This window comes from Pseudomonas defluvii, assembly GCF_001695625.1.
GTDB lineage: Bacteria > Pseudomonadota > Gammaproteobacteria > Pseudomonadales > Pseudomonadaceae > Aquipseudomonas > Aquipseudomonas defluvii.
In genome coordinates, this window is sequence record NZ_MBPN01000022.1 from 1 (window position 1) to 26,980 (window position 26,980).

Consider the following 26,980-nt stretch of genomic DNA (forward strand, 5'->3'; position numbering starts at 1 on the left):
CAATGAAATAGAGTGCCGCTGGCAGCAGCAGGCACATGTCGGTCCACAGCCCGCCCAGGTGATCGGTGCGCAGTTTGCGCCGCAGTACGAAATACACAGGGTAGCCGCCGGCCACCAGCAGGGTCTCCCAGGCGAAGCTGCCATGTTGGTAGAGCGCGTGGGCAACACCGGCCATGGCGCAAAGCACGGCCAGTTTTTGCAGGCGTGACAGACGTTCGCCATAGACCATGCGCCCGGTCAGCACCATGCTCAGCGGCAGCAGGAAGTACCCCAGGGAGACTTCCAGGCTACGACCGTGTAGCGGTGCCCAGAGAAACAGCCAGAGCTGCACGCCCATCAGTGCCGAGGTGGCGCACAAACCCAGCAGTAACATCGGCTTCTGACGGATTCTGGCGAGTAACCCGATGACCAGTGACCAGTCCCTGGAAATCAGCATGAACAGGGTAACGCAGGGCATTGTCAGGAGTACGCGCCAGCCGAAGATCTCCTCACCGTCCAGCGGGCTGAGCAGCGAGGTGTAGAAATACATCACGGCAAACAGGAACGAAGCCATGACGGATGAAACGATACCTTTGGACAAGGGTGCCTCTAACTAACGCAAGTGACAGAACGGTTGGCCTGCAATGATCTCAGGGGCACAAGGGCTGGGCAACCGCAGGCTCCTTTTTCTGGTGGGCCAAGGCGTCGATGAAACCGTTCAGCGGCAAGGGCTTGCCGAACAGGTAGCCTTGCTGGAAGTCCACTTGGCGTTGGGCCAGGTAATCCCGTTGCGCCTGTGTTTCTACGCCTTCGGCAACGACGCCCATGTCCAGCTTGTTCGAGAGCTCGATGATGCTGTCGAGAATGTGCAGTGACAAGGCATCCACACCGATCATGCCGACAAAACTCTTGTCGATCTTCAGATAATCCACTTTGAACTGGCGCAGGTAGGTCAGGCTCGACTGACCCGTGCCGAAGTCATCCAGGGCAATCATCACCCCCAATTCGTGCAGCTTGGCGAACAGGTTGAACGTGCTGTCGGTGGGGGTTATCAGCGTACGCTCGGTCAACTCCAGGGTCAGCCGAATGCGCCCGGGTGGAAAGGCCGCAAGCAGCTTCTGGCAGTCATCGTAGAGCGCCAGGTCCTGGCAGTGGGCTGCGCTAATATTGACACCGATATGAAAACCTTCCTCGAAGTTGTCCGCATGGGGTGCCAGTTGTTCAGCGACCTGCTGCATCAGGCGACGGGTCATGGGGATGATCTGGCCACTGTGCTCGGCGTAAGGAATGAACAGGTCAGGACGTACCAGACCGTCACGCGGGTGCATCCAGCGCATCAGCACTTCGGCACCGGCCCAACGATAGTCACCCTGGCGTACGACGGGTTGAAAGTACGGCACGAATTCATCTGCCTCGAGTGCCCGTTGCAGTTCTGCCCGAGGCGAATTGGCGCGCTTCAGTTGCCAGTTGCAGGCTACCCCGGCAATGATGCCGAGGAAGACCAGCAGGCCGAACAAGGGGCCGTACTGGCGTTGCATCAGGCGCCACACCTCGCCCTCCGGGTAACCGCTATGGACCGTGAAGCTGAAATGCGAGGACTTCAGGGCTGTCGGGGCCACGGCAAAGCCTGGCACGGGGTCGTTGCGTACCCGGCCGTCAGTTCCCATCCAGTGGGAGCCCACCTGTACCCGCAGGTCGGAATCCGGGTCGATCAGGCGCAACAGGTGTATCAAATGATCGCCATCGACGGTTGTGATTGCACCCTTGCTGCCTTGACTGAGGCGGTAGACCAGCAGTGGGTGCCCGGGGGAGACGGAGTTACCATCCATCAGCCAGAGGCTGCCGTCGCTATAGTCGCCTGGATTGACTGCTTCGCGGTAGCTGCCGAACAGCGAACTGCAGTAAAGGGTGTCGTCGTAGAACAGGTTGGTCGAGCGGACGAAGGTGCCTCGCGTGACCTGTTCACGCAAGGGCAGCTTGACCTGCTCGCAAGGTTGGCCCGCCAGCGGTAGCAGGTTGCGTGCGGCCTGGGCAATGTTGTCCAGCACCCGGTCGAACTGTTCGATGGCGTGCTCTGCGTTGAGCTGTGCTCTGGCTTGCAGCTCTCGCTGTGCTTGCCAGTTCAGCAGGAGCACGCCGCAAATTAGCGGAATGAAACCCACCAGCCAGGGCAGCAGGACGCGTCCAGTGGAGCGGCTGCGGCGTTTTCGCGAAAGGGGCATGGTTGACTACCTGTCATGGCAAAGGGTCCTTCGTTGGCAAGCATAGCGCTTGCCCCGCCCGCCTGTGATAGCGGGTGTGGCAGTAGTCTATTATGGCTACAGTGTACTCACCATCCTGATAGGGCACCGGCGTTGTCCGAGAGTGTGCCCTGCAACCCCCATGGCCGTGCAAGCAGTGGCGTGAACTAAAGTGCGGACAAATGTTTTTACGCCATGTAGAATCAGGTTACGCATACAATAATAAGGTTCTCCGCCTCCGGGGAATCAAACCCGCCGAGAATGGGTCCATATGAAGTGTCATGGGTTCAAACTGATCTTTGGTGACTACCTCGCACGCAGTGTGAGGGGCATCTCCTGCGCGCCACCCCGTCTGCTCGACATCGATAGCAATTGAACCTGTTTTTACCGTATTGATGAGGACACGAGCATGGCTGATATCTTTGACAACCCGATGGGCCTGATGGGCTTCGAATTCATCGAGTTTGCTGCACCGACCCCAGGGGTTCTGGAGCCGATCTTTCAGATCATGGGCTTCACCAAAGTGGCGACCCACCGCTCCAAGGACGTCCATCTGTACCGCCAGGGCGGTATCAACCTGATCCTCAACAACGAACCCAAGAGCATTGCCTCGTACTTTGCTGCCGAGCACGGTCCGTCGGTGTGCGGCATGGCGTTTCGCGTGCGTAATGCCCACGAGGCGTATGCCCGTGCACTGGAACTGGGTGCGCAGCCGGTGGAAATCGAAACCGGGCCAATGGAGCTGCGCCTGCCAGCGATCAAGGGGATTGGCGGCGCGCCACTCTACCTGATCGACCGCTTCGAGGAAGGCAGCTCGATCTACGACATCGACTTCAATTTCATTGAAGGTGTCGACCGTCATCCAGAGGGTGCGGGCCTCAAGATCATCGATCACCTGACGCACAACGTTTATCGTGGTCGTATGGCCTATTGGGCGGCGTTCTACGAGAAGCTGTTCAACTTCCGCGAGATCCGCTACTTCGATATCAAGGGCGAGTACACCGGCCTGACCTCCAAGGCCATGACCGCACCGGATGGCATGATCCGCATTCCGCTGAACGAAGAATCGTCCAAAGGTGCCGGGCAGATCGAAGAATTCCTGATGCAGTTCAACGGTGAAGGCATTCAGCATGTGGCCTTCCTCACCGACGATCTGCTCAAGAGCTGGGATGCCCTGAAAAAACTGGGCATGCGCTTCATGACCGCACCGCCGGAGACCTACTATGAAATGCTGGAAGGCCGCTTGCCTGGCCATGGCGAGCCGGTAGAAGAGCTGAAGGCACGGGGCATTCTGCTCGACGGCTCCTCGCAGCCTGACGACAAACGCCTGCTGTTGCAGATTTTCTCGGAGACCCTGATGGGGCCGGTGTTCTTCGAATTCATTCAGCGCAAGGGTGACGACGGTTTCGGTGAAGGTAACTTCAAGGCACTGTTCGAGTCGATTGAACGTGATCAGGTACGCCGTGGTGTATTGGCTACCGACTGATTACCGATAGCGTGATACACAAGAGGCCAGCGTTCGTACGCTGGCCTCTTTGTTTTTCAGGTGATGATGCCTGCTCGTGCAGCCCTAAAGCTTGCGGTTGCGTCGGGAAAACAGGCTCCAGTACACAAAGGCGGAGGTAATGATGCCGACCAGTAGTAGTGAGGGCGCACTGGCAAGCATGTTGCTGCGCACTTCCTGCCAGGTGCTACCGTCCGCAAAGCCGCTGTGTACGATAAAGCCGTGTTTGTGGGACACGACGTGAAGGTACTGTTCGTTGATGTTGGTGTGGCTTATATCTTCGACAATGTCCGTCGCTGACAAGTATTCCGTACCGAATTGAACGACCACGGTCGCGGGCTCCTTGATGGCACTGATCATTTGCTGCAAAAGTAAGCCGTTGGTCAGCGCCAGTACCCCGAACGGGTATTCCTGAAGGCGGTAGTACAGAACTGGGGAGTCGGGTGTTACCTGGTTACCGGCGGCCAGCAACAGTTTCTGGTTATGGAAAGTGCCTGGGTCGACGATGATTTCGCTCTCTCCATGTTGAGTGCTGCAGTAGGCGCGGTTTTCTCTCAGCAGCACCAATGAGCGCAGATTCGGCTCGGAGACGACTTCCACGCGCAGTTTGGGCATTGCTTTATCACAGGCCAGCTCTGCAAGACTGAGCACTTTACTGCTGGTAGTGTGCAGCGTTTCGATAACGGTCTCGATTCGATCAAGCGCTTCATGAGCGGCTTTTTCAGCCGCCTCCAAATGCTTTCGGTCTACTTGCAGGGCAATGATCAGCAGGCCGCTGGCCACAGGGGTCAAACCGATCAACATGATCGTCAGGAATTCGAGCAGGACACGGCCTGCGCGTTTTTTATGGATAGCCACGGTTCACCTCTGGACGCTGAGTGAAAGCCAGGGCTCGTATGCCCCGCAGAGGGGCGTTGCGAGCTTTTCGACTGTGTCGTCAGCATAAAGGGTGTTGTGGGGCGCTCCTGTAGTCCCTGAAAACGATCCGCCGTGGTATCGGTCAACAGCGTTGGTCAGGCGTATCGGTCAGGCACGCGGCAGTGTTGCCAGTACCCGCTGCGCTACTGCCGCAGCAGATGCCGGATTTTGCCCGGTAATCAGCCTGCCGTCCTTTGAGTCAACGGCTACAAAGGACGCCCAGGGCTCTTCAGCTTTCTGATAAAGCCCGCCGCGTGCGATCAACTCGGTTTCCGTTAAAAACGGAACGGTTTTGTCCAACTCTGCCAGTTGTTCTTCGATATTGGAGAAACCCGTGACCTCACGGTCCTTGACCAACAAGGTGTGATCGCTGAGCTTGATGTTCAGCAAGCCAACGGCGCCATGGCACACGGCCGAAACAATACCGCCGTTGTCAAAAATCGTTCCAGCAATGCCTTGCAATACCGTGTTTTCCGGGAAGTCCCATATCACGCCATGACCACCGGTGTAATAGATGGCATTGTAGTCCTGCACCTTGACCTGCTTTGGGTTCAGGGTCGTGCCCAGCCTGTTCATGAAGGCCTTGTCTTCATACCAGGCCCAATCGATGTCGGCAGCCATGCTCAGGCTATGTGGGTCGATAGGGACATAGCCACCCGCAGGGCTGACATAGTCAACTACCAGGCCCGCCTGTTGAACCGTATCGACAAAATGCACCGCTTCGCCCAACCACAACCCTGTGGCGCGTTTGAGTGAGGGGTATTTGGCAGTATTGGTCAACACCACCAGGATTTTCTTGCTCATTACGCTCCTCCTTAGACGATCGGCGTTTTGACGTACACCGGCAGCTCAATCTCGGACTTTTGAGCATAGCTGTCGGCTTGAAAGGTGCCATGGTGACTGTCGTGTTGATGGCCCTGTGCTAGTGTTCATTTATCCAAATGCCATTGAGTCAGCCTTATGAGCACTAACCACTCGTCATTCATGCAGGCGGCTATCGATGAGGCCCGCGCCGGTCTCGCCGAGGGCGGCATTCCTATTGGCTCGGTGATTGTCTATGAGGGCCGGATTATCGGGCGCGGCCACAATCGTCGGGTGCAGTCGGGCAGTGCAATCCTGCATGGCGAAATGGACGCCTTCGAGAATGCCGGTCGTCAGCCTGCCAGCGTGTATAGGCAAGCCACCCTTTACACCACATTGTCACCCTGCTCGATGTGTAGTGGGGCGATTCTGCTCTACGGTATCAAGGAGGTGATCATCGGTGAGAACAGTACGTTCATGGGGGAGGAGGCTCTGCTCAAGTCGCGGGGCGTGCATTTGCAAGTGTTGCAGGATCCCGACTGCATCAAGCTGATGAACGATTTTATCGCCGATAACCCCAAGTTGTGGAACGAAGATATCGGTCTATAAGTTTCAGTTGCAGCATTTCAGTACATGGAGTCGACAATGCGCATGAAGCATCTTGCTTCGCCGCTCATGCCACCGAGCGAAATGGGTGAAAAAGTCAGGCAGTTCCCTTGGGAAGACACGCCGCTGGGGCCTATCCTGAGCTGGCCTGCGACCTTGCGCATTGCGGTGGACATGCTGCTGGTATCAAAGGTGCCGACGTGCCTGGTATGGGGCGCGCAACTTTCCACGATCTACAACGACGCCTTCAACGAGATGCTGGGCAAGCGCCAGGTATTGGGCTGCAGTTTTGATGACGTGCTGGGTGAGAGTTGGGAGAAGGTCGGCCCGATCCTGTTCAAGGCGCTTTCGGGTGAAGCGACGCTGATCGAAAACCTTCCGTTGATCATCAACCGTAATGGGGCGTCAGAACCCAGTTACTTCACCTTCAGTTGCACGCCTGTACGGGATGAGAGTGGCGCCATTGTCGGGGTGCTCGACAAAGTGATCGAAACCACGGCCCATGTTCAGTCCGAGCAGCAATGGCGCATGCTGGCGTTTGCCCATGAACAGCAAGTGCGGGCGCGCACTGCCGACCTTGAGCATCTCTGGCAGTTGTCGGGTGGCATGGCGCAGGATGTGAAAAACCTGCTGGGCGGTATTTGCTCCAGCTTGGCATTACTGGAGCAACGTTTGGCGCAGGGGCACCTGGAGCGTCTGGACACCTGTATTGAAAGCGCCAGGGGGGCGGCAAACCAGGCCGTTGCACTGGCAGATCGGTTACTTGCCTTTTCTTGTTTCCAGGCGCTTGACCCTCAACCTGTCAATGTCACTCAACTGATTGATGGCATGGCAGCAGTGTTAAGCCAATCCCTCGGCTCGCAGATCACCCTGCAGATGCACCTGGAGCTGTTGCCCTGGACGGTGCTGGTGGATGTCGAGCAACTGCAGCGCGCGTTGCAGAGCCTCTGCTTGAATGCCTGTGATGCCTTGCCGCACGGCGGCAGGGTGATCGTCAGCACCGGCAATGTGCGCTATGACGCGTGCGAGCAGGGCCGTGACGGCCTGCTGCCTGGCGATTACACCTACGTGCAGGTAGAGGATAACGGTTGTGGCATGGAGCCTGAGGCTGTGGTGCGAGCCTTCGAGCCATTTTTTACGGGCAAGCCTGCTGGGCAGGGGCATGGACTGGGGTTGGCAATGATCTACGGTTTTGTCCGACAGTCGGGGGGACGCGCCTTGATCGAGTCCGAACCTGGCAAGGGCACTCGGGTAAGATTGCTGTTGCCTCGACACTTGGCTCAGGATTGAGCGTTGCGCAATCGCCGCAGCGCTCAGAGGCCTTGTTGTACCAGCGGATCGTCTGGGTTCTGCTGTTCCAGTTGGGCCAACAGAATCTGTACATTCTGCAACTGGCCGGTTTCCTTCCAGTAGTTGATCAGCAAGACCCTGGCCTTGCGGTTGGCCGGTTGTCGGGCAAGGATGGTTTCCAGCTGTTTCTGTGCTGCATCGGTCTGGTCGAGGTCGTGCAGGCTGGTGGCCAGGGTATAGCGGTAATCGTTGTTGGCCGGTTCAAGCTCAAGGGCTCGGGCAAACGCCAGCAGTGCATATTCGTCCTGATGATGACGCAGCAGCCAGAGGCCCAGCTCATGTTGCAGGAAGGCAGACTCGGGGTGGCGCTGCAGGGCCTTGGCCAGCACCTCGCGAGAAGCGTCAGTATGACCTTGGCGCTCAAGCAGGCGCACCTGGGTTGCCAGTGCCTGCAAGTCATCGGGCGCCAGGCTCAATGCGCGCTCCAGTGCGATGCCTGCCTGGTCGAAGCGTTGTTCGTGGATGTACAGCCGTGCCAGATGCACTTGAGCGGAGGGGTCGTCGACGCTTTGCAGTACGTGTTGGTATTGTTCCAGTACATCCTGCAACGGGCCAAAGTACAGGCCGATTTCATCAGGGCTGAGCCCTAGCAGGGCGTCGGCAGCGGCGAAACGTACGCTTTGATCCTTTTCATCGAGCAACGGCCCCAGCAACAGGCTGCGCTGCGCTGCCGGAACCAAGGCGGCAATGCTGGTGATTGCGGCGCGGCGTACCTGCGGGTCTTCATGCTGCAGGTCTTTGCTGGCCAGCTTCAACGCCAAGGGAGAAGGGTAGTTTGGCAATTCGGCATGCAAGCTGGCTCGGCGGATGGACGACAAGTCGTTGCGGGCCAGTTGCTGGTAGAGCACGCGTGCGGCGCCTGGCAGGCCGTCATGGGCCTGGGCCAAGGCGTTGGCGTAGCTGTTTGTGAGCGCCGGAGAAGGTTCAGGGCTTTCGTCGCGCCAAAAGTAACTGCCCAGCCCGAGAACAATGAGCAGGGCCAGACTGATCAGCGTGTAAGTTTGACGCTTGGGCATGCTGAATCCGCGTGTACGGCTGGAGCCAAAAGGGCAGCTTGTGGCAGTGCGCTGTTGGAGTCAAATCGGTTGTCGGCGTGACGCCTGGGTGGCGGGCAATTCAAGGCCTGATAAAAAAGCCCCGCAAGCCATGAGCTGCGGGGCAAAGGGTTGGTTTGCAACCAACCAAAGGAGCCGTTGCGTCAGTGCGCCGAGGCGACGGTTTCGGCTTGCCAGCCTCCACCCAGTGCCTTGTAGATGGCGACGACACCGCTATAGAGTTCAACTTCCGCTTGGGCCTGGGCATCTTCGGCGCTGAGCCGCTCACGCTCGGCATCCAGTAGCACCAGGTAATCCACCGTACCTTCGCGGTAGCGAATGGATGCCAGCTCGGCCGCCTTGCGGCTGGCCTCACTTTGGCGCAGCAGCGCAAGCAGGCGTTGCTGGCGCTTGCTGTAGTCGCTGAAGGCATTTTCCGACTCTTCCAGGGCGAGCAACACCTGCTGCTCGTAGCTGGCCAAGGCGCCTTCGGCTTCAGCATTGGCCCCGCGCAAGCGGGCTTTGACGCTGCCCAGGTCGAAGGCTGCCCAGGTAATGCTCGGGCCCAAGGCCCATGCCTGTGCTGCCGAGGAGCCCAGTTGGGAGCCGCGTGCGGCGGTGAAACCGAGAAAACCGCTCAGGCTGACCCGTGGGAACAGGTCTGCGGTTGCCACCCCGACATTCGCGGTCGCCGCCGCCAACTGGCGTTCGGCACTGCGTACGTCCGGGCGGCGCTTGAGCAGCTCGGCAGGATCACCAATCGGCAGCGCCTTGGCGATGGCGGGCAGTTGCGCCGGGGACAGGTCGACGCTCAAGGTGTCCGGACGCTGACCCAGCAGGGTGGCGATACGGTTACGTGCCCGTACCTGTTCTGCCTGCAATTGCGGCACCGTAGCTTCTACTGCGGCCAGACGCGCATCGGCACGCACCACATCCAGCTCATTGCCGACCCCGGCCTCGTTCAGGGTCTGCGTAATGGCCCTGGAGTCCTGCTGGGTTTTCAGGTTGGCCATGGCGATCTTTTCACGCAACTGGGCGCCACGCAGTTGGCCGTAGGCATCGACCAGCTCGGCGATCAGGCTGACCTGCAGCTGCTGCAAGTCGGCTTCGGCAGCGTCCTGTTGCGCCTCACTGGCTTCCAGTTGCCGCTGGATACGACCAAACAGATCGAGCTCCCAGGCCATATCCAGGCCCAGGTCATAGCGCTCGCTGTTGACCCGATGGTCGCTCTGGCCTGGAATCTGGCCTTTACCCAGATCACTGCTGGCGCGGCTGGTCACGGTTGGCAGAGCATCGTTGCTGACGTCATCGCGGATCGCCCGCGCGGACTTCAGACGGGCGAACGCCACGCGCAGCTCACGGTTATCGGCCAGCGACTGAGCCACCAACTGGTTCAGCACCGGGTCATCGAACTGGCGCCACCAGGCTGCTTCAAAACGGTTGCGGTCGAAGGCTTTAGGCGCCCCCGGCTGGTCCGCTGCACTCAGGTGTGCCGCTGCGGTATCGGGTGCGCGGTAGTCTGGCCCGACCGCACAGGCGGCAAGGGCCAGCACCAGCAGGCTGGGCATCAACAGTCTAACGTGGCTCATGCGTGCTGCTCCCGCTGGGCAACCCGGGCCGCCTTGCGGGCCTGGCTGCGTTCGACATAACGACGGATCAAGACAAAGAACACCGGGGTCAGCAACAGGCCGAAGAACGTTACCCCGATCATCCCGGAGAACACCGCGACACCCATGGCATGACGCATTTCAGCACCGGCACCGGAAGAGAACACCAGTGGTACGACACCCATGATGAAGGCGATCGAGGTCATCAGGATTGGCCGCAGACGCAGGCGGCAGGCTTCCAGTACCGCTGCCAGCGGGTCGAGGCCTTCTGCCTGCTTATCCTTGGCGAACTCGACGATCAGAATCGCGTTCTTGCAGGCCAGGCCCACCAACACGATCAGGCCGATCTGGGTGAAGATGTTGTTGTCGCCACCGGACAGGATCACCCCGGTAATGGCCGACAGCAGCGTCATGGGCACGATCAGGATCACGGCCAGTGGCAAGCTCCAGCTTTCGTACTGGGCTGCCAGCACCAGAAAGGCCAGCAGCACACAGAGCGGGAACACGAACAGCGCGGTGTTGCCGGCAAGGATCTGCTGGTAGGTCAGTTCGGTCCATTCGAAGGTCATGCCGTTGGGCAGTTCTTCCTTGAGCAGCTTCTCCATGGCTTTCTCGGCTTGCCCGGAGCTATAGCCTGGCGCTGCGGCACCGTTGATTTCGGCCGTGATAAAGCCGTTGTAGTGCATCACCCGGTCGGGGCCGGCGGTGTCGCTGACCTTGATGAAGGTCGCCAGCGGGATCATCTCGCCTTGGTTGTTGCGCACCTTCAACTGGCCGATCTGCTCGGCATCAAGGCGGAACTGCTGTTCAGCCTGGACGTTAACCTGATAGGTGCGGCCAAAACGGTTGAAGTCGTTGGTGTACAGCGAACCCAGGTAAATCTGCAGGGTGTCGAAGATGTCGTTGATCGCCACACCATGGGTCTTGGCTTTTTCGCGGTCGATAGCGGCATCGACCTGTGGCACGTTGACCTGGTAGCTGGTGAACAGCCCCGCCAGCTCCGGCACGCCCCGGCTCTTGGCGATAATGTTCTGGGTTTCCTTGTACAGCGCTTCATACCCCAGGTTGCCACGGTCCTCGATCTGCAGGCGGAAGCCGCCGATGGTACCCAGGCCCTGTACTGGCGGTGGGGGGAAGATCGCGATGTAGGCGTCCTGGATGTCCGCGAACTGGGCATTCAATGCGGCAGCGATGGCGCCGGCCGACTGGCTGGGGTCCTTGCGCTCATCGAAGGGCTTGAGCGGAGTGAACACGATGCCGCTGTTCGGGCTGTTGGTGAAACCGTTGATCGACAGGCCCGGGAAGGCGACCGAATCAGCAACGCCAGGCTGCTTGAGGGCAATCTCGCTCATCTTCTTGATCACCGCTTCCGTACGGTCAAGGCTGGCCGCATCGGGCAACTGGGCGAAGGCCACCAGGTACTGCTTGTCCTGAGCCGGGACGAAACCAGTCGGCGTCGAGGTAAAGCCCAGCCAAGTCATGACCATCAGCCCGCCGTAGACGAACAGGGCAATGCCGCTGCTGCGGATAACCCGTCCTACGGTGCCCACGTAGCTGTGGCTGGCGCGCTCGAAGAAACGGTTGAACGGGGCGAACAACCAGCCGCCCAGCAGGCGCTCAAGGGCCTTGGAGAAACGGTCCTTGGGTGCATGGTGGTCTTTGAGCAGCACCGCTGCCAAGGCTGGCGACAAGGTCAGCGAGTTGAAGGCCGAGATCACGGTGGAAATGGCGATGGTCAGGGCGAACTGCTTGTAGAACTGCCCGGTGAGGCCGGAAATGAACGCCGCCGGTACGAACACCGCGCACAGCACCAGTGCCGTGGCGATGATGGGCCCGGTCACTTCGCCCATGGCGCGCTTGGTGGCTTCCAGCGGGGTGAGGCCAAGGCCAATGTTGCGTTCGACGTTCTCCACCACGACGATGGCGTCGTCGACCACGATCCCGATGGCCAGCACCAGGCCGAACAGCGACAGCGCGTTGAGCGAGAAGCCGAACAGGTGCATCACCGCAAAGGTACCGATCAGCGAAACCGGCACTGCCACCAGCGGAATAATCGAGGCGCGCCAGGTCTGCAGGAACAGGATGACGACCAGTACCACCAGGATCAGCGCTTCAAACAAGGTATGGACGACCGCTTCGATGGAGCCACGGACGAACACGGTCGGGTCATAGACGATGCTGTAGTCCATGCCTTCAGGGAAGTTCTGCTTCAGCTCGTTCATCTTGGCCCGCACTTCATCGGAGATCTCGATGGCGTTCGAACCTGGACGCTGGAAGATCGGGATGGCGACGGCGGGTTGGTTGTTCAACAGCGAGCGCAGCGCGTACTGGCTTGAACCGAGCTCGACCCGGGCGATGTCTTTCAGGCGAGTGATTTCACCGTCGGCACCGGAACGGATGATGATGTTCTCGAACTCTTCTTCGCTGACCAGACGGCCTTGGGTGTTGACCGACAGCTGGAAGCTGGTGGTGCCCGGTGCGGGTGGCGCACCCAGTTGCCCTGCGGCAACCTGACGGTTTTGCTCACGGATTGCGGCCACCACATCGCTGGCGGTCAGGTTGCGCGATGCGGTCTTGTTCGGGTCGAGCCAGACCCGCAGCGAATAGTCGCCCATGCCGAACAACTGCACGTCGCCGACACCGCCCAGGCGTGCCAGCTCGTCCTTGATGTTGAGGATCGCGTAGTTGGACAGGTAGAGCATGTCATAGCGGTTATCCGGCGAGGTCAAGTGCACGACCATGGTCAGGTCGGGCGAGGCCTTGTCGACGGTAATGCCGATCCGCGTCACTTCTTCGGGCAGTTTCGGCTGGGTTCGGGTCACGCGGTTCTGCACCTGCACTTGCGCGTTGTCCAGGTCGGTGCCCAGGGCGAAAGTGATGGTCAGCATCAGCTTGCCGTCGGCGGTGGACTGCGAGGACATGTACAGCATGTTCTCCACGCCGGTGATGGCCTGCTCCAGTGGCGCGGCGACGGTTTCACCAATGACCTTGGGGTTGGCGCCCGGGAAGTTCGCGCGCACTACCACCGTCGGTGGTACCACTTCCGGGTACTCGCTGATCGGCAGCTGGAACAGCGAAATGCTGCCAGCGATCAAGATCAGCAGTGACAGCACTGCGGCGAAGATCGGCCGAGTGATAAAAAACTTGGAAAAATTCATCGGTGGTGTCCCTTAACCGCGTGGTGCCTGGTTACTGGCGAGCTTGACCGTGGTGTTGCCCATCGGTTTGCCCTGAGTGCTGGCTTCAAGTGCCTGACGTTGCCGGGCGAGGGCGGCCAAGGTCGCTTCGCTGGCCATCGGTGTGTCCTGCGGGGTGACTGGCGCGCCAGGGCGAACCCGCTGCAGGCCCTTGACCACGATGCGCTCGTCCTTGTTCAGACCGCTACGAACGATGCGCAGGCCTTCCAGCTTCGGCCCCAGTTCGACCGCGCGATAATCGGCCTTGTTGTCCTTGTCCATCACCAGCACGAACTTCTTGCCCAAGTCGGTACCGACGGCTTCGTCGTTGATCAACACCGCAGAGTAAGTGGCACTGCCGACCAGCTTCAGGCGAGCATACAGCCCGGGGGTGAACTGCCCGTCGCGGTTGTCGAACACGGCACGGCCGCGGATGGTGCCGGTCTTGGGGTTCACCTGGTTGTCGACGAAGTTCATCTGCCCCAGGTGTGGGTTGCCCTGTTCGTTGGACAGGCCGAGGTACACCGGGGTGCTCTGGCCACGCTGACCGTCGCGGGCCAATTGGCTGTATTTGAGGTAGACCCGCTCGTCGGCATCGAAGTAGGCATACACCTTGTCGGTGGAGACCACACTGGTCAGCGGCGTGACATCGGCGCTGACAATGTTGCCTGCGGTGTACTGGGCGCGGCTGACGCGACCGCTGATGGGGGCGGTGACGCGGGTGAAACTCAGGTTCAGCCGGGCCAGGTCCAGTTGTGCCTGAATCGCCGCGACGCCGGCGCGTGCTTCTGCAGCGGCGCTGGTGCGCGACTCGGCCAGCTCGGCGGAAATCGCATTGCCGCTGCGCAGGCGCTCGCCACGTTCGGCTTCGTTGGCGCTGCGGGTGGCGGTGGCACGGGCTTGCTGCAGTTGTGCCTCAAGGCGGCGGACTTCGGCCTGGAACGGGCGCGGGTCGATCTGGAACAGCAGGTCGCCTTTCTTCACCTGAGCGCCTTCGGTAAAGGCCACCTGATCGATCTGCCCGGAGACGCGAGGCCGAACCTCTACGGTTTCCGGCGCTTCCAGCCGGCCGGTGAACTCGTCCCATTCATTGACAGGCTGCTCCAGCACCTTGGCCACACTGACCGTGGGCGCACTGGGTGCCTGTACGGCTTCAGGGGTACGGCCGCAGGCACTCATGACCAGAAGTGCCAAAGCGGCGAGGGGATAACGCAAGGGTTTGAGTGTCTGCTCCATGGAGAGAATCCGCCAATTATTGAAAGTGGGCGAATTCTGCGTGCTAGAGCGGTCAACAACGAATCGAACGAGGCGAAGGTAACTATCACTGGGAATGATGGATGGTGTTGGATCCCTATCATCAGTATCAGCGATAGGCGTCGCCTGGCCCGTCCAGGGGCGCGTGGTTGGGCATCAGGCCTGCTGGCGGGTCGCTGCCAGAACGATCTCGCGGATGCACACGCCTTGGGGCTGGCCATAGGCGTAGTCGATGGCATTGGCGACGTCGTCGGCCGAGAGCACCACGCCACCCATGTCCTGTTTCCAAGCGTGGTAACCGGTCTTTATGGTTTCCTCGGTGGTGTGGCTGAGCAGTTCGGTTTCCACCGCGCCTGGCTCAATGGTGATGACCCGGACGTTGTGGGGGGCCAACTCTTCACGCAGGTTTTCCGAAAGGCCTGTGACGGCGAACTTGGTGCCGACGTAGGCCACGTGGTTGGAGAAGGTTTTGCGCCCGGCGACGGAGCTGACATTGATGATGGTGCCGTGTTTACGCTCTACCATGCCACGGGCTACGGCGAGGATGCCGTTGAGCAGGCCACGTACGTTGATGTCCAGCATCTGGTCCCATTCCGATGGGTCCTGTCGGGTGATATCGCCCAGCAGCATGACTCCGGCATTGTTGATGATGGCATCCACCGGGCCGAACTGTTGCTCGGCCTGGGCGACCGCGTCGAGCAACGCGGCGCGGTGGGTTACATCCACTGATACCGCCAGGGTGTCAGGCAGGTTCAGTGCCAGCATGGGTTCCAGGCGACGAGCCAGCAGTAACAGCGGGTGTCCACGACGGGAGAGCAGTCGGGCGGTGGCTTGGCCAATACCGGAACTGGCGCCGGTGATGACAATGAGGGGCTTGCCGGTAGTCGTCATGAAAGGTGCTCCTGGGATCGAAATATTTGATGGCTTGAAGTGGGCAAAACTATAGGCTTTCTCTTGAAAGCCTGAAAAATGGATTATTCTTCTTCCTGCCATCGGTTTTTGTTATGGGTAAGCAATGGACTACCGCCAGCTTCGCGCTTTTATCGCCGTTTTTGAGGCGCGCAACATCACGGTTGCTGCGCAGCGTATCCACCTCAGCCAGCCGGCACTTTCCGCGAGCATCAAGCTGTTGGAAGAAGCCTTGGGTACCCCATTGTTTGTGCGCCAGGCGCGTGGGGTGGAGGTCACCGAAGATGCTCGCGCGCTTTACCCGCAGGCCAGACGCATGGTGGCGGATGTCGACAGTCTGGCCCGACAATTTCGAGAAAAGCGTCACCGTGTGCTGCTGCAGGTCGGCGTGGAGCAGGACATAGCCCGGTGTTACGTTCAGGCGCTGATTCGCGGCGCGAGTCAACTCGTTCCCGGCGTGTTACTGGGGCTATTGGAGGGCTGTGAAGGAGATGCTCGGCTGGCGAGCGAGGAACTGCGTTGTGAAGACGAACTGTTCTTGCCGTTGTGGAGCGAGCCTTATGTGCTGGCGCTGCCTATGGACTTCAGCCTGGCGGAAGGTGAGTCGACCGTCGACCCTGCACTGGAGCAGGCAGCCTGGATCACATGCCCAGGCCATGCCAGTCATCAGCGCTTGCTGCCCTTGTATGGCGCGGGCGCCATCACGCCTGAAGCCCAGGCCGGTTCCTTCAGGCTGGCACTGGCCTTGGTCGCTGCCGGTCAGGGCATCGCGGTGGTACCAAAGTCCTTGGCCGAAGAGCAGCCTGAAGTTCTCGTACGGTCATTGCCCATGCTTGATCTCAAACGCCGCATTGGCCTGTGCTATTCGGCCCAGGCACTGGACAACCCGGCGTTGGTGCAACTGCGTGACGCCATGCGTTGACCCCCGGCGTGAATCTGTAATTCGACCGTGCTGTCGACCTTGAGCTTGCAAAATCAAGGAGGAGGCAATCTTCAGCAGCGGCCAGCGGTGATGACGACGCACTGCTTGCCCGTCTTTGGCGATACGTAGGTCATCGGGCCACTTTGGCTGCCCATCGGCATGCCTACCGATTTCGGCTGGGTCAGCGAGTAAGGCTCGTTCGGGATGTTGGCCGCCTTGACCGGAACTTCTTCAACCTTGGTTAGCGGCTGGCCAGTGTTGCGGTCCAGCACATAGATCTGGCCGGCTTTGGTGCCGATCACAACGGCGGGGACTTTGCCGCCGTCAGCCTTGGTGAAATCGATCAGGCTTGGTTGCATCGGCAGGTCGAATGCCCAGCTCATATCAGGGGCGCCGAGGACAGCTGGTAATAGGCTTTAGGCACATTGCCCAGACCGACCTTCAGTTCAACCTGTCCATTTTTGCCGAAGCCTTGGCAGTACTCGCAGGTGTCGGGGTCCAGTGCAATGAGGTTGTTGTGCGGGGTGCAGATGAATACCCTGTCGCCAACCTGCAACGGCGTCATTTGGTCTTCGGCGCCATTGCCATCACTGATGGCCATGGCGCCAATGTGGTAGGTCCAGGCTGGCGCCAGCTTCGAAACGTTGTCACGGTTGATCTGGTCCAGCACTACGAAGCGACCACCCCAGACCTTGCCCTCCAGCAATTTAGATAATATGTTAATAAAAATAGATCCTGGAGGCGCCATGTTCCTGTCATCAAGCGAGCAGATCGGATTCGAACGCTGGTGCCAGTCCCTACGCAGCATCTGCGGCAATTTCAGCACGCTGCCTTCTAGCCTTACCCGGCATTTCATCGGCGAAATCCACAGCCAGGCGATTGGGGCGCTGGATACGGCGCATATCCGTACTAATGCCCGTTTGATCAGTCGTGAGCGTATCGGTATCGACAGTGATGACAGTCACTGCTTCCTCATCTATCAGCGCAGCGGCCGCCAGCGGATCCGTCAGGCCGGGGTGGAGGTGGAGTTGGGGCCGGAGGACATTGCACTGGTGGACTCGGCGAGGCTGTTCGAAATCGAGCCGCTGGGGTTGGTGGAGAACGTCTCGGTGCATCTGCCCCGGGACATCGTCACCTGCAAATTCAAGGGCGATAACCTGTTCGGCAAACTGTCGCGCAATAACGTTTCCAGTCGCATGGTACGTTCGCTGGTGCAGTCGATCGGCATGCTTGGCGACGGTGCCGCCAGTGGTGACGATGGACAGGCGATCCAGAGTGCGCTGGTCAGCCTGGTGCTGCCGGCGATGTCCGGCCAGGCGCAAGGGCAGGAGCATCCGCTGGAAAGCAGTAATCTGTATTTGACTGCGCTGCGCCTGGTGGATGAGTCTTTGCATGATGTCGATCTGGGCCCGGCCTATCTCGCCGATCAGTTGCACACGTCTGTGCGCAGCCTTTATCGCCTGTTTGAAGAGCACGGTGAAAGCGTGTCGCGCTACATACTCCGAACCCGCCTGAGTAAAGTGGCCCATGACCTGTGCAGCCCGCCATTGCGCAGTCAGTCAATCACCCAGATTGCCTTCAAGTGGGGCTTTGTCGATGTTGCCCATTTCAGCCGGGCGTTCAAGCGTCAGTTCGAAGTCTCGCCCCGTGATTACCGGGCGCATGCGTTCCAGAAGTAAGCCCAGTCGGTACTGGCAGAAAATGCCAACTGAATTGGCGGCCACAGTCAAGCGCAGCCCTCCCGCAAAACTTCTAATACCTCTACGTAGCGCAAGCCCTGCTATTGCGTGACCCGCGTGGGCGGTCTGCCCTGTGGATTCATAAAAACAATAAATGTGTCGTTGGAGTCAGAAACACATGAAAACCCTCTTTCTGCTGGCGGGTCTCCCATTGCTGCTTTCCTCCCTGCATGCCTCGGCTGTGGAAAGCACGCACCCTGCCCAGGTCGATACGAAACGCCTTGTTAACGCCAATCTCGAACCCGGCAACTGGATGAGCCACGGTCGTACCTATGATGAACAGCGCTACAGTCCGCTCAGTGGTGTCAATGACAAGAACGTCAGCCAGCTCGGCGTGGCCTGGACCACTCGCCTGGATATCGACAGCGGTACTGAAGCGACGCCCTTGGTGGTTGACGGGGTGATGTATACCACCGGTGCCTTCAGCATCGTCTATGCGATGAATGCGGCCACCGGTGAGCTTCTGTGGAAGTACGATCCGAAAGTGCCGCCAGCCAACCTCAGCCAAGGCTGCTGCGGCCCGGTCAACCGTGGTGTCGCGGTGTGGAACGGTAAAGTCTACGTCGGCAGCTTCGACGGCCGTCTGATCGCCCTCGACGCGGCTACGGGTCAGGAAGTCTGGTCGGTGGACACCATTCTCGATCGCTCCAAGAGCTACTCCATCACCGGCGCCCCGCGCATCGTCAAAGGCAAGGTGTTGATTGGCAACGGCGGTGCCGAGTTTGGCGTGCGGGGATATGTCACCGCCTACGACGCCGAGACTGGCAAGGAAGCCTGGCGCTTCTACACCGTACCGGGCGATCCGAAGCTGCCGCCGGAAAACCCGGCGATGGCCATGGCCCTCAAAACCTGGACCGGCGACAGTTGGGTAAAGTGGGGCGGCGGCGGCACGGCTTGGGACTCCATGGCCTATGACCCGGAGCTGGACCTTCTGTACATTGGCACCGGCAACGGCTCGCCGTGGAACTACCAGTTCCGCAGCGAGGGCAAGGGCGACAACCTGTTCGTCTCGTCGATCCTGGCCCTGCGCCCGGACACCGGCGAGTACGTCTGGCACTACCAGGTCACGCCGCAGGACCGTTGGGACTACACCGCAACTCAGCACATGATTCTCGCCGACATCAAGGTTGACGGCCAAGTGCGTAAGGTGTTGATGCAGGCGCCGAAGAACGGCTTCTTCTATGTGCTAGACCGCACCAACGGCAAGCTGATCTCGGCGAAGAACTACGTGCCGGTGAACTGGGCCAGTGAGATTGACCTGAAGACGGGGCGTCCGGTGCTGACTGGCGCCGCGGACTACTCCAAGGAGCCGAAAGTCGTACAGCCGAGCTTCCTCGGTGGACACAACTGGCACCCAATGTCCTACAACCCCAACACCGGTTACGTGTACATTCCGGCCCAGCACACCCTGGCCGAGCTGAAGTCGGCCAAGGAGCCGGTGTTCTTCCCGAACAAGTCGGTGGTGAACTTCGGTCTGGACGTGCCCGACCTGCCGGAAGACCCGAAGATCCTCAACCAGATCCGCGACGCCTGGACCGGCGAGTTGATCGCTTGGGACCCGGTCAAGCAGGCGCCGGCCTGGAAGCAGGCGTACATCAGTGCAGGCAATGGCGGCACCCTGAGCACCGGCGGCAACCTGGTGTTCCAGGGCACCGCCGATGGAAGGGTTGTGGCTTACAGCGCCGACAAGGGCGAGAAACTCTGGGAGCACCGTGCCAACTCCGGCGTGATGGCCGGACCCATTACCTACACCGTTGGCAACGACCAGTACGTGGCGTTCTCCGTGGGCTGGGGCGGTATTCTGCCGTTGCTGACCGGGCCGCTGACTAACAAGGGCAAGGTGCAGCCAGAGTCGCGGATCATCGCCTTCAAGCTGGGCGCCAAGGGTGAACTGCCGCCGCCGCGTCAGGCACCTGTGTTCCCCAACGTCGACCTTGAACTGACTGCCACGCCGGAGCAGTTGGTTCAGGCCCGCGGTATGTTCAACGGCCTGTGCGCCGGCTGCCATGGCCTCAACGCCATCAGCGGTGGTGTGGTCCCGGACCTGCGCTACCTGACCAAGGACAAACATGCGGCCTTCCCGGCGTTCGTCAGCGGCGCGCTGATCTATCGCGGCATGCCGAACTTCTCCGACATCCTCAAGCGCGAGGACATGGAGCTGATCCGTCAGTACCTGATCAAGCGCACCCATGACCTCCAGGCCGACCTGAAGGCCACTGCCGCGCACTAAGTCTCACCGCCAACCCAACCAAAGCCTTGGTGGCCCCTGAAAAGGGGCTGCCCGGGGCGCTTCACGCCAACAAAAACAACAACGAGAGTTCACCATGAAGATCATCAGTCCCTCGACCCTGGCGACCGGCCTGGCTGTGTTTGGTATTTCCCTGTCCGCGCTGGCCGACGTAAAGCCCGATCCGGGTGACTATACGGCGCTGCCCAAGGGCACCGACGTGGTCGTGCTTTACCAGCAGAACCCGCGCGGCGACAAGGTCTACTCCGGCGGCAAGAAGGTCGCCGACGACCTCGACCTGGACATGACCGTCGGCGTTCTGCGTCTGATCCACTTCACCGACTTTTTCGGCACCGGGTATACCTGGGACCCACAGATCGTTATCCCCTTCGGCCAGCAGGACATCGGCGCTAGCCATAGCAAGACGTCAGGGCTGGGCGACATCACCTTCGGCGGCACCTTGTGGACCATCGGCGATCTGGAACACAACGAGCACCTTGGCTGGTCGGTGTTCTTCACGGCACCTACCGGCAGTGACAAGAACGAAGGTTTTGCCCTCAGCAACAACCGCTGGGCCGTGGACTTCCAGGTGGGCTACATCAAGGGCCTGACTGACAAAATCAGTTGGGATGTGATCGCCGAAGCTGAGTTCTATGACGATCAGCGCTCTACCGACGCGAAAAAGGACACGCTGCTGCAGCTGCACAATCACCTGCGCTACAACTTCACGCCTGACACCTATGCCGCCATCAGCTACAGGCACAACTGGGGCGCACGGGAAACCCTCGACGGCGAGACCCTGGCCACCAGCCACAACAATGGCACTGTCGGTTTCACCATGGCGACCATGGTCAACAAGCAATTGCAGTTGATGGGGCAGGTGATGCACGACACCTCGGTGCGTGAGGGGGTGAAGATCGATAATTCGCTGCAGTTTCGGTTGGCGTATTTCTATTGATCCGACTCGCTGGGGTAACGGGCCGCACGGCGGCCCCAACTTCCTGCCTTCGAGTGACCAACCTTCGTACCCTGCGCTTCTAAGTCCTGCTTAATAGCCATGTGCCTGTGAGCTTGCGCATGGTCTGCCTTAAACAGCGTCCAACCCAAGAGAGGGCGCCCCGGTACGTTGGAAAATGTCCAGCGCTGCCAAGTGGAACAACCCATGAAAAATAACCAGCGGCACCGTGCCGCACATCGCCGTAATGCATTCGGCGCACTTTTACTGACCACCACCGGCGCTCTGGCGGACTCATCCGTCGAAGTCGAACCGGTAGTCGTCACGGCTACCCGCACCGGTGACCAGTGGGCGCAGACCGCGCTGTCGGCCAGCGTCGTAGATGCCGCTGACAGCCGTGGCGAGCAGGCGTTGACTCTCGGCAATATGCTTTCCAGCGTGCCCGGTGTCGTCGTGCAGAGCCGCTACAACGCCGCCCAGGGCCTGCGGCCGGAGATCCGCGGTTTCGGCTCGCGCTCCAGTTTCGGCGTGCGCGGCATCCGCGTGCTGGTGGACGGCGTTCCCCTGACCATGCCCGACGGCCAGACTGAACTCGACGGCGTCGATATCGGCCTGGTGGAGCGTATGGAAGTCATCCGCGGCCCGGCCGCGGTGCTCTATGGCAACGGCGCCGGTGGCGTACTGGCGATCAACACCCGCGAGCCGGGCGACCATCCGAGCGTATCCGGCAACTTCGGTTTTGGCAGCTCCGGCTATCGCTGGCGGAGCGTCGAAGCCAGCGGCACCGAAGGCAACTTCGGCACCTTGGTGGCGGTCAGCTCGACCCAGGTGGATGGCTATCGTGATCACGCTACCAGCGAAGCCAACAATCTCACTGGCAAACTGCGCTGGTGGGGTGAGACCGGCCGTTTGGCGCTGAGCTTGCACGCCCTCGACAATCGATCCGAAGACCCCGGTGGTCTGACGCTCGATCAGGTTCGTACTGATCGTCATCAGGCGCGTCCGCAAAGCCTGAGCTTCGACGCTGACGAGCGCATCACCCAGCAGCGTCTGTCACTGGTTTGGGACGGCCAGTCGGTGGGCGAGGATACGTATCAGGTACGCAGCTACGTTGGTCAGCGCGACTTCACCAACCATCTACCGTTGGCGGCCAACGGGCAGACGAGCTACGAGCGACTGTTCGATGGTGTCGGCGCGCACTACAGCCATGTCGCAGATTGGTTCGGCCTGAGCCATACGCTGACGTTCGGAGCAGACCTGGAATCCCTGCGCGACGACCGTGATCGCAACAACAACCTCATCGGAGGCGAAAAAGGTGCCCTGACCCAACGTCAGCGTGAAGAGGCCCAGAGCCTTGGACTGTTCATTGAAAACCAGACTGCGCTAGGCGAAAACTGGATGCTCAGCCTCGGCCTGCGCCATGACGAAGTGCGTCTGAGCATCGACGATCACTTCCTCAGTGATGGCCGCGATGACTCCGGTGATCGGGTCTTGCGCGACCTTAACTACAGCGCAGGCCTAAGCTATCGCCTGGACGAGCACCACACCCTTTACACGCGCGTTGCGACCTCCTTCGAAACCCCGACGGTCAGCGAACTGGCGAACCCCACGGGAGGCGGTTTCAACAGTAGCCTGGAGCCGGCCCACGCCCTCAACCAGGAAATCGGCCTGAAGGGCGAAACCGCCCACTGGCGTTACGAAGCGGTGGTCTACCGCATCGACACACGCGATGAGCTGGTGCCTTATGTCGATGGCCGTACCTTCTACCGCAATGCCGGCTCCACCCGCCGCGACGGCCTGGAACTGAGCGCGCGCTGGCAGCCCGACGAGCACTGGCAACTGACCACCGCCTACAGCCTCAATGATTACAGCTACCGCAGTTTCGAGAATTACGATGGCAAGCGCCTGCCGGGCATCCCCGTGACGAGCCTGTTTGGTGAGCTGAGCTATAGCTGGGACAACTGGTATGCACGCATCAACACCTCGGTCTATGACCGCCAGTACGCGGACAGCGCCAACACCGCACGGGTGGGTGGCTATGCGGTGGTTAACCTGCGTGCCGGTATGTCACTCAAGGGCAAGGCGAAAAATCTGGAGCCTTATGTGGGGCTGGATAACCTCACGGACCGGCGTTACTACGACAACTTGCGGATCAATGACAATGCTGGTCGTTACTACGAACCTGCTCCAGGGCGGACGTTCTATGCAGGGCTGAAGGTACAGTTCTGAGTGGGGAGGGCAGTGCTCAGCTTGCGGTACACGAACGCGTACCGCTGATTTAGAAACCGATCTCAAAGACTGTCCGGGTCCTTAACCGAGTCCGGTTCTTCGAATGCTGAGCGCACGGCTTCCACAACACGTTCTGCCCGGTGAGCGTCGTCCAGTTGCGGATACGCTTTTTTCAGCTTGCCAGATACCTGCCAGCCGTTCTCCTTGAGAGAACGAATGATCCGGCTCGCATCCTGATCCGGCATTTCCAGCACCTCTTTGAGCCGTTCCTGAGCACGCTGGAAAATAACCAGCACACGGGCCTCGTCTGCCATTTCGGTACGGACCGTATGCGCAACGACCTTAGCCGTGTAAAGAACGTGTTCGGTCAAATCTGGATGGCGCCATGCGAATTGCGCGTCGTTGTAGTCATCGAAGACAAGGTTGCTTTGTGTGCCATCTTTGTAGACGACGAGTTCGCCAAATCGATAGGATGCTGCGTATCGTTGCATGAGTGGCCGCGAAAACACCTCCAGCGTACGGTCGTAGCGTGCCCGGAAATCGATCGAGCTCGTGATGGTGGCCGACACTGGCAAAATCACGCCATCTGGCACCACTTTATCGCGGATCAGTGTGTCATTGATCAGGAAGCGATGGATCCGGCCATTGCCGTCCCGCATGGGGTGGATGTATACAAAAGCGAAAGCGATAGCCGCTGCTCGAGCCAGCGGCTCGGCGCCCCGCGTTGCCAGTTCGAATGCTTTCAGGCCTTCGAGCAGTTGCGGCAGCACCTCAAATTGCGGCGCAATGTAGTGCACGATGTCCTCGCGCATGGTCGCTTGCCCGACGAAGACCGGCGAGTGCCGAAGGCCAAGTCCGAGGGCGTCATGCCCCAAAATACCGGCTTGCAACCTGTGCAGGCTGTCGTTGCTCAGCGGATCCTCGATATGGCCACAGTACTTGGCGATCACGTGGGCAAACCGCTGGATCCTGTCGGCCTTGTCTGCCTCTTTCTCGATCAGAAAACTCGCACGCGACTCCTTGAATGTCAGCCAACTGGCTGTGCGCATGAGGATGTCTGCGCCAAAGGTCTGGTTCAGCTCGCGCAGTGCCGCATCCAGGTCAAATTGCAGTGCTTCCTGTACGGATTCGGTACGGCGGACCAGGGGGCAGAACTCCGGCACGCCGGGCAGATTATCGTTGATGCGCCAGCGCCGTATCCGCAGTGGCTCAACGCGGGTCAGGTACTGCAGTGGCGAAATGGCATCGACATAGCCACCATTTTTGATATCTGGTACATCCAGCCGTTGTCCGGTCAGCCACTCGTACAGGAATCCGGTGCGGCGGGCATATTGGCCAAAGGGCGCTTGTCGGCACCAGGCTTCGATGGGCTCTGGGCCAACAGCCGCAAACAACCGGGCGAAAAACTCGAGGTGAATTTCTTCATACTTGAGCCCAAACTCGAAATGCCCCGCGAAGTCGTCCGTCGGCTGGTAGCTGGCCGGATACTTGCCCTCGATATGTCCGTTGCTCTCGCGACTCATCCGTCTTGTACCGATCACCGATTCGACGCGTAGGGGTTGTGCAAGTGCGATACCGTAGTGATCGGCGAGTGCCTTGAAACCTACTTGCATTGTCGAATCCCCTAATGAGAGCTTAAAAATGATAGCCAGAAGGAAATGGTAGGTGAAAACAGTAATTTGGTGGGCGCGAAAACGCTAACGATCACTTAGATTTGATAACGAATCTACTAGTTTTGCTGAAAACGATAACACGCTAGAGGCCCATTACAACCAGGCGTAAAGTCGGCGCTACGGATCTTTGATCCATGGCGGCAAGCCGGCCTCCTCGACGCTGGACGAGTCCTGGCAGGACACTGCCCACTGATGCTCGATCAGGGTGATAGCCGGCAGACATCGAATTTTCTTGCTCAGACCTCGAGCGGTGCGCGTTGCGCCAGCCGACCGGCGTGGGTCGGCGCCGGGGCCGCGCCGGGATGGCGTGCCTTGGCGGTTTCACGGCGCAGAATTGGGAGGACCTCGCTACCGAACAGCTCCAGCATTTCCAGCACTTCAGGCAGTGGGATACCGGCATGGTCGAAGAGGAACAGCTGGCGCTGGTAATCGCCGAACTGCTCGCGGAAGGTCAGGGTCTTGTCGATGATTTCCTGAGGGCTGCCGACTGACAAAGGGGTATCGCGCATGAACTCTTCCAGCGAAGGGCCATAGCCGTACACCGGCGCGTTGTCGAAGAACGGGCGGAAACGCTCGCGGGCGACTTGCGACTGGCGGTTGACGTAGATGTGCCCGCCAAGTCCGACGATGGCCTCCTGAGGAGTGCCATGGCCGTAGTAGGCGTAGCGAGAGCGATAGAAGGTGACCAGGCGCTGGAAGTGACCCTTGGGCCAGAGGATATGGCTGGCAAAGAAACCGTCCCCGTAGCGCGCCGCCTGTTCGGCGATCTCTGGGGTGCGGATCGAACCATGCCAGACGAACGGTGACAGGCCGTCCAGTGGACGCGGAATCGAGGTAAAACCACGCAGTGGCGTGCGGAAGCGCCCCTCCCAGTCGATGTTCTCCTCCCGCCAGAGCTGGTGCAACAGGTCGTAGTTGTCCAGTGCCAGGGGCAGCCCCTGCATGATGTCCTTGCCGAACCAGGGGTAGACCGGCGCGGTGTTGCCGCGCCCGAGCATCAGGTCCATGCGCCCACCCGACAGGTGCTGCAGCACGGCATATTCCTCGGCCAGGCGTACCGGGTCGTTGGTGGTGATCAGCGTGGTCGAGGTGGAAAGAATCAGGCGGGAGGTCTGTGCGGCAATGAATGCCAGCAGCGTCGTGGGCGACGAGGTCACGAACGGTGGGTTGTGGTGTTCGCCAGTTGCGAACACGTCCAGGCCAATTTCCTCGGCTTTGAGGGCGATGCGCACCATGGCCTGCAGTCGCTCGGCTTCGCTCGGGCTACGTCCAGTGGTCGGGTCGCGGGTCACGTCGCCGACGCTATAGATTCCGAATTGCATCCTTGCCTCCAGTAGTCGAGATTTTTTTCGATTGTACGCATGTACGCGAACTGTTCAACTCCTTTTCCCCGGCGTATTATCGTTCTGTCGCCGGCGCTTTGGCCGCGACGTCCATGGATAAGCAGACAAGGAGACCCTTCATGCCAGAAGTCATCGTCTATGCAACCGCCGGCCGTTCCGAGCAGCAGAAGAAGAAATTGCTGCGTTCGGTCACAGAGGCCGTTGCCAGCAGCTTCGAAATTGCCCGCGAGCACGTGGTGGTGCAGATCGTCGAGGCGCAGCCTGGCGACAAGGCCAAGGGCGGGATCCCTTTCGACGAGCGTTGATGCCCACCTGGGGGACGGTGTGCGGCACCGTGTCTTTCTATGCATTGCCTTACAGATATCTGGGCAGTGCCCTGTGCGAGCTGATGTTTAACGGTGTTTTCAACCCGTTTTCAGTGAATGGCGTTTACATGCGGCCTTTTACAGAAAGACTGTACGAAGGGCTTGCAACAGTACGACTGTATGCGTACATTGGCCTCGTTCGATGTCGA

General features: G+C 59.8%; 20 protein-coding genes and 1 pseudogene. 9 read left to right on the forward strand and 12 right to left on the reverse strand.

Going from position 1 to position 26,980, the window contains the following annotated elements; all coding sequences use genetic code 11:
• Positions 1-580, reverse strand: a 580-nt coding sequence (gene rarD / locus EKA13_RS08505; RefSeq protein WP_065758998.1) for an EamA family transporter RarD, incomplete at its 3' end; no start/stop codon positions are given.
• A gap of 49 nt (positions 581-629) precedes the next feature.
• Complete coding sequence (locus EKA13_RS08510; RefSeq protein ID WP_100250128.1) at positions 630-2,201, reverse strand: EAL domain-containing protein; 1,572 nt, start codon at positions 2,199-2,201, stop codon at positions 630-632.
• Positions 2,202-2,628: 427 nt separating this feature from the next.
• Between EKA13_RS08510 and hppD the strand changes: the two genes are divergently transcribed.
• The gene (hppD, locus tag EKA13_RS08515; RefSeq protein ID WP_065758954.1) at positions 2,629-3,705 is read left to right on the forward strand and encodes a 4-hydroxyphenylpyruvate dioxygenase; all 1,077 of its coding nucleotides are present in this window, start codon (positions 2,629-2,631) and stop codon (positions 3,703-3,705) included.
• A gap of 84 nt (positions 3,706-3,789) precedes the next feature.
• Here the strand turns inward: hppD and EKA13_RS08520 are convergent, their stop codons facing one another.
• Together EKA13_RS08520 and EKA13_RS08525 are read right to left on the reverse strand one after the other, a co-directional pair.
• Positions 3,790-4,581: a CSS-motif domain-containing protein gene (locus tag EKA13_RS08520; protein ID WP_065758955.1), complete on the reverse strand. Its 792-nt coding sequence runs from the start codon at positions 4,579-4,581 to the stop codon at positions 3,790-3,792.
• A gap of 168 nt (positions 4,582-4,749) precedes the next feature.
• Entirely contained in the window at positions 4,750-5,445 is a 696-nt protein-coding gene (locus tag EKA13_RS08525) for a type 1 glutamine amidotransferase domain-containing protein (RefSeq protein WP_065758956.1), read from the reverse strand.
• A gap of 156 nt (positions 5,446-5,601) precedes the next feature.
• On the opposite strand from EKA13_RS08525, the gene EKA13_RS08530 reads away from it, so the two are divergent.
• On the forward strand, positions 5,602-6,051 hold the full coding sequence (locus EKA13_RS08530; protein ID WP_065758957.1) for a nucleoside deaminase: 450 nt from the start codon (positions 5,602-5,604) through the stop codon (positions 6,049-6,051).
• A 36-nt stretch (positions 6,052-6,087) separates the two neighbouring features.
• Entirely contained in the window at positions 6,088-7,338 is a 1,251-nt protein-coding gene (locus EKA13_RS08535) for a two-component system sensor histidine kinase NtrB (protein WP_065758958.1), read from the forward strand.
• A gap of 23 nt (positions 7,339-7,361) precedes the next feature.
• On the opposite strand, the gene EKA13_RS08540 is transcribed toward EKA13_RS08535, so the two are convergent.
• The 5 genes from EKA13_RS08540 to EKA13_RS08560 form a co-directional block, all read right to left on the reverse strand.
• Complete coding sequence (locus tag EKA13_RS08540; protein WP_065758959.1) at positions 7,362-8,414, reverse strand: HEAT repeat domain-containing protein; 1,053 nt, start codon at positions 8,412-8,414, stop codon at positions 7,362-7,364.
• 182 nt (positions 8,415-8,596) lie between these two features.
• Positions 8,597-10,021: an efflux transporter outer membrane subunit gene (locus EKA13_RS08545; RefSeq protein WP_065758960.1), complete on the reverse strand. Its 1,425-nt coding sequence runs from the start codon at positions 10,019-10,021 to the stop codon at positions 8,597-8,599.
• Positions 10,018-13,197, reverse strand: a complete 3,180-nt coding sequence (locus EKA13_RS08550; RefSeq protein ID WP_065758961.1) for an efflux RND transporter permease subunit — start codon at positions 13,195-13,197, stop codon at positions 10,018-10,020. The genes EKA13_RS08545 and EKA13_RS08550 overlap by 4 nt, the downstream gene beginning before the upstream one ends.
• 12 nt (positions 13,198-13,209) lie before the next feature.
• Entirely contained in the window at positions 13,210-14,451 is a 1,242-nt protein-coding gene (gene mexE, locus EKA13_RS08555) for a multidrug efflux RND transporter periplasmic adaptor subunit MexE (protein WP_065758962.1), read from the reverse strand.
• Positions 14,452-14,625: 174 nt separating this feature from the next.
• Positions 14,626-15,360 carry an SDR family oxidoreductase gene (locus tag EKA13_RS08560; protein ID WP_065758963.1) on the reverse strand — a complete coding sequence of 245 codons (735 nt, stop codon included), beginning with the start codon at positions 15,358-15,360 and terminating at the stop codon, positions 14,626-14,628.
• A 124-nt stretch (positions 15,361-15,484) separates the two neighbouring features.
• On the opposite strand from EKA13_RS08560, the gene EKA13_RS08565 reads away from it, so the two are divergent.
• Positions 15,485-16,300 (forward strand): LysR family transcriptional regulator, encoded by an 816-nt coding sequence (locus EKA13_RS08565; RefSeq protein ID WP_065758964.1) that lies wholly within the window; start codon positions 15,485-15,487, stop codon positions 16,298-16,300.
• 140 nt (positions 16,301-16,440) lie between these two features.
• Here EKA13_RS08565 and EKA13_RS08570 read toward each other — a convergent pair.
• Positions 16,441-16,985 (reverse strand): annotated as a pseudogene (locus tag EKA13_RS08570) (hypothetical protein); the annotation flags it as partial.
• A 61-nt stretch (positions 16,986-17,046) separates the two neighbouring features.
• Here EKA13_RS08570 and feaR point away from each other — a divergent pair.
• The 4 genes from feaR to EKA13_RS08590 all read left to right on the forward strand — a co-directional run bounded on the left by feaR (position 17,047) and on the right by EKA13_RS08590 (position 23,450).
• Positions 17,047-17,979: a transcriptional regulator FeaR gene (gene feaR, locus EKA13_RS08575; RefSeq protein ID WP_065758967.1), complete on the forward strand. Its 933-nt coding sequence runs from the start codon at positions 17,047-17,049 to the stop codon at positions 17,977-17,979.
• Between the two features lie 178 nt (positions 17,980-18,157).
• The gene (locus EKA13_RS08580) at positions 18,158-20,269 is read left to right on the forward strand and encodes a PQQ-dependent dehydrogenase, methanol/ethanol family (RefSeq protein ID WP_065758968.1); all 2,112 of its coding nucleotides are present in this window, start codon (positions 18,158-18,160) and stop codon (positions 20,267-20,269) included.
• Positions 20,270-20,363: 94 nt separating this feature from the next.
• Positions 20,364-21,224, forward strand: a complete 861-nt coding sequence (locus EKA13_RS08585) for a transporter (protein WP_065758969.1) — start codon at positions 20,364-20,366, stop codon at positions 21,222-21,224.
• Between the two features lie 204 nt (positions 21,225-21,428).
• A complete protein-coding gene (locus EKA13_RS08590; protein WP_065758970.1) occupies positions 21,429-23,450 on the forward strand; it encodes a TonB-dependent receptor family protein in 2,022 nt (673 codons plus the stop codon).
• A 62-nt stretch (positions 23,451-23,512) separates the two neighbouring features.
• On the opposite strand, the gene EKA13_RS08595 is transcribed toward EKA13_RS08590, so the two are convergent.
• Both EKA13_RS08595 and EKA13_RS08600 read right to left on the reverse strand, forming a co-directional pair.
• The gene (locus EKA13_RS08595) at positions 23,513-25,063 is read right to left on the reverse strand and encodes a Fic family protein (protein ID WP_065758971.1); all 1,551 of its coding nucleotides are present in this window, start codon (positions 25,061-25,063) and stop codon (positions 23,513-23,515) included.
• A 296-nt stretch (positions 25,064-25,359) separates the two neighbouring features.
• The gene (locus tag EKA13_RS08600) at positions 25,360-26,445 is read right to left on the reverse strand and encodes a CE1758 family FMN-dependent luciferase-like monooxygenase (RefSeq protein WP_065758972.1); all 1,086 of its coding nucleotides are present in this window, start codon (positions 26,443-26,445) and stop codon (positions 25,360-25,362) included.
• A gap of 140 nt (positions 26,446-26,585) precedes the next feature.
• Between EKA13_RS08600 and EKA13_RS08605 the strand changes: the two genes are divergently transcribed.
• Positions 26,586-26,771: a tautomerase family protein gene (locus EKA13_RS08605; protein WP_065758973.1), complete on the forward strand. Its 186-nt coding sequence runs from the start codon at positions 26,586-26,588 to the stop codon at positions 26,769-26,771.
• Positions 26,772-26,980 lie beyond the last annotated feature (209 nt).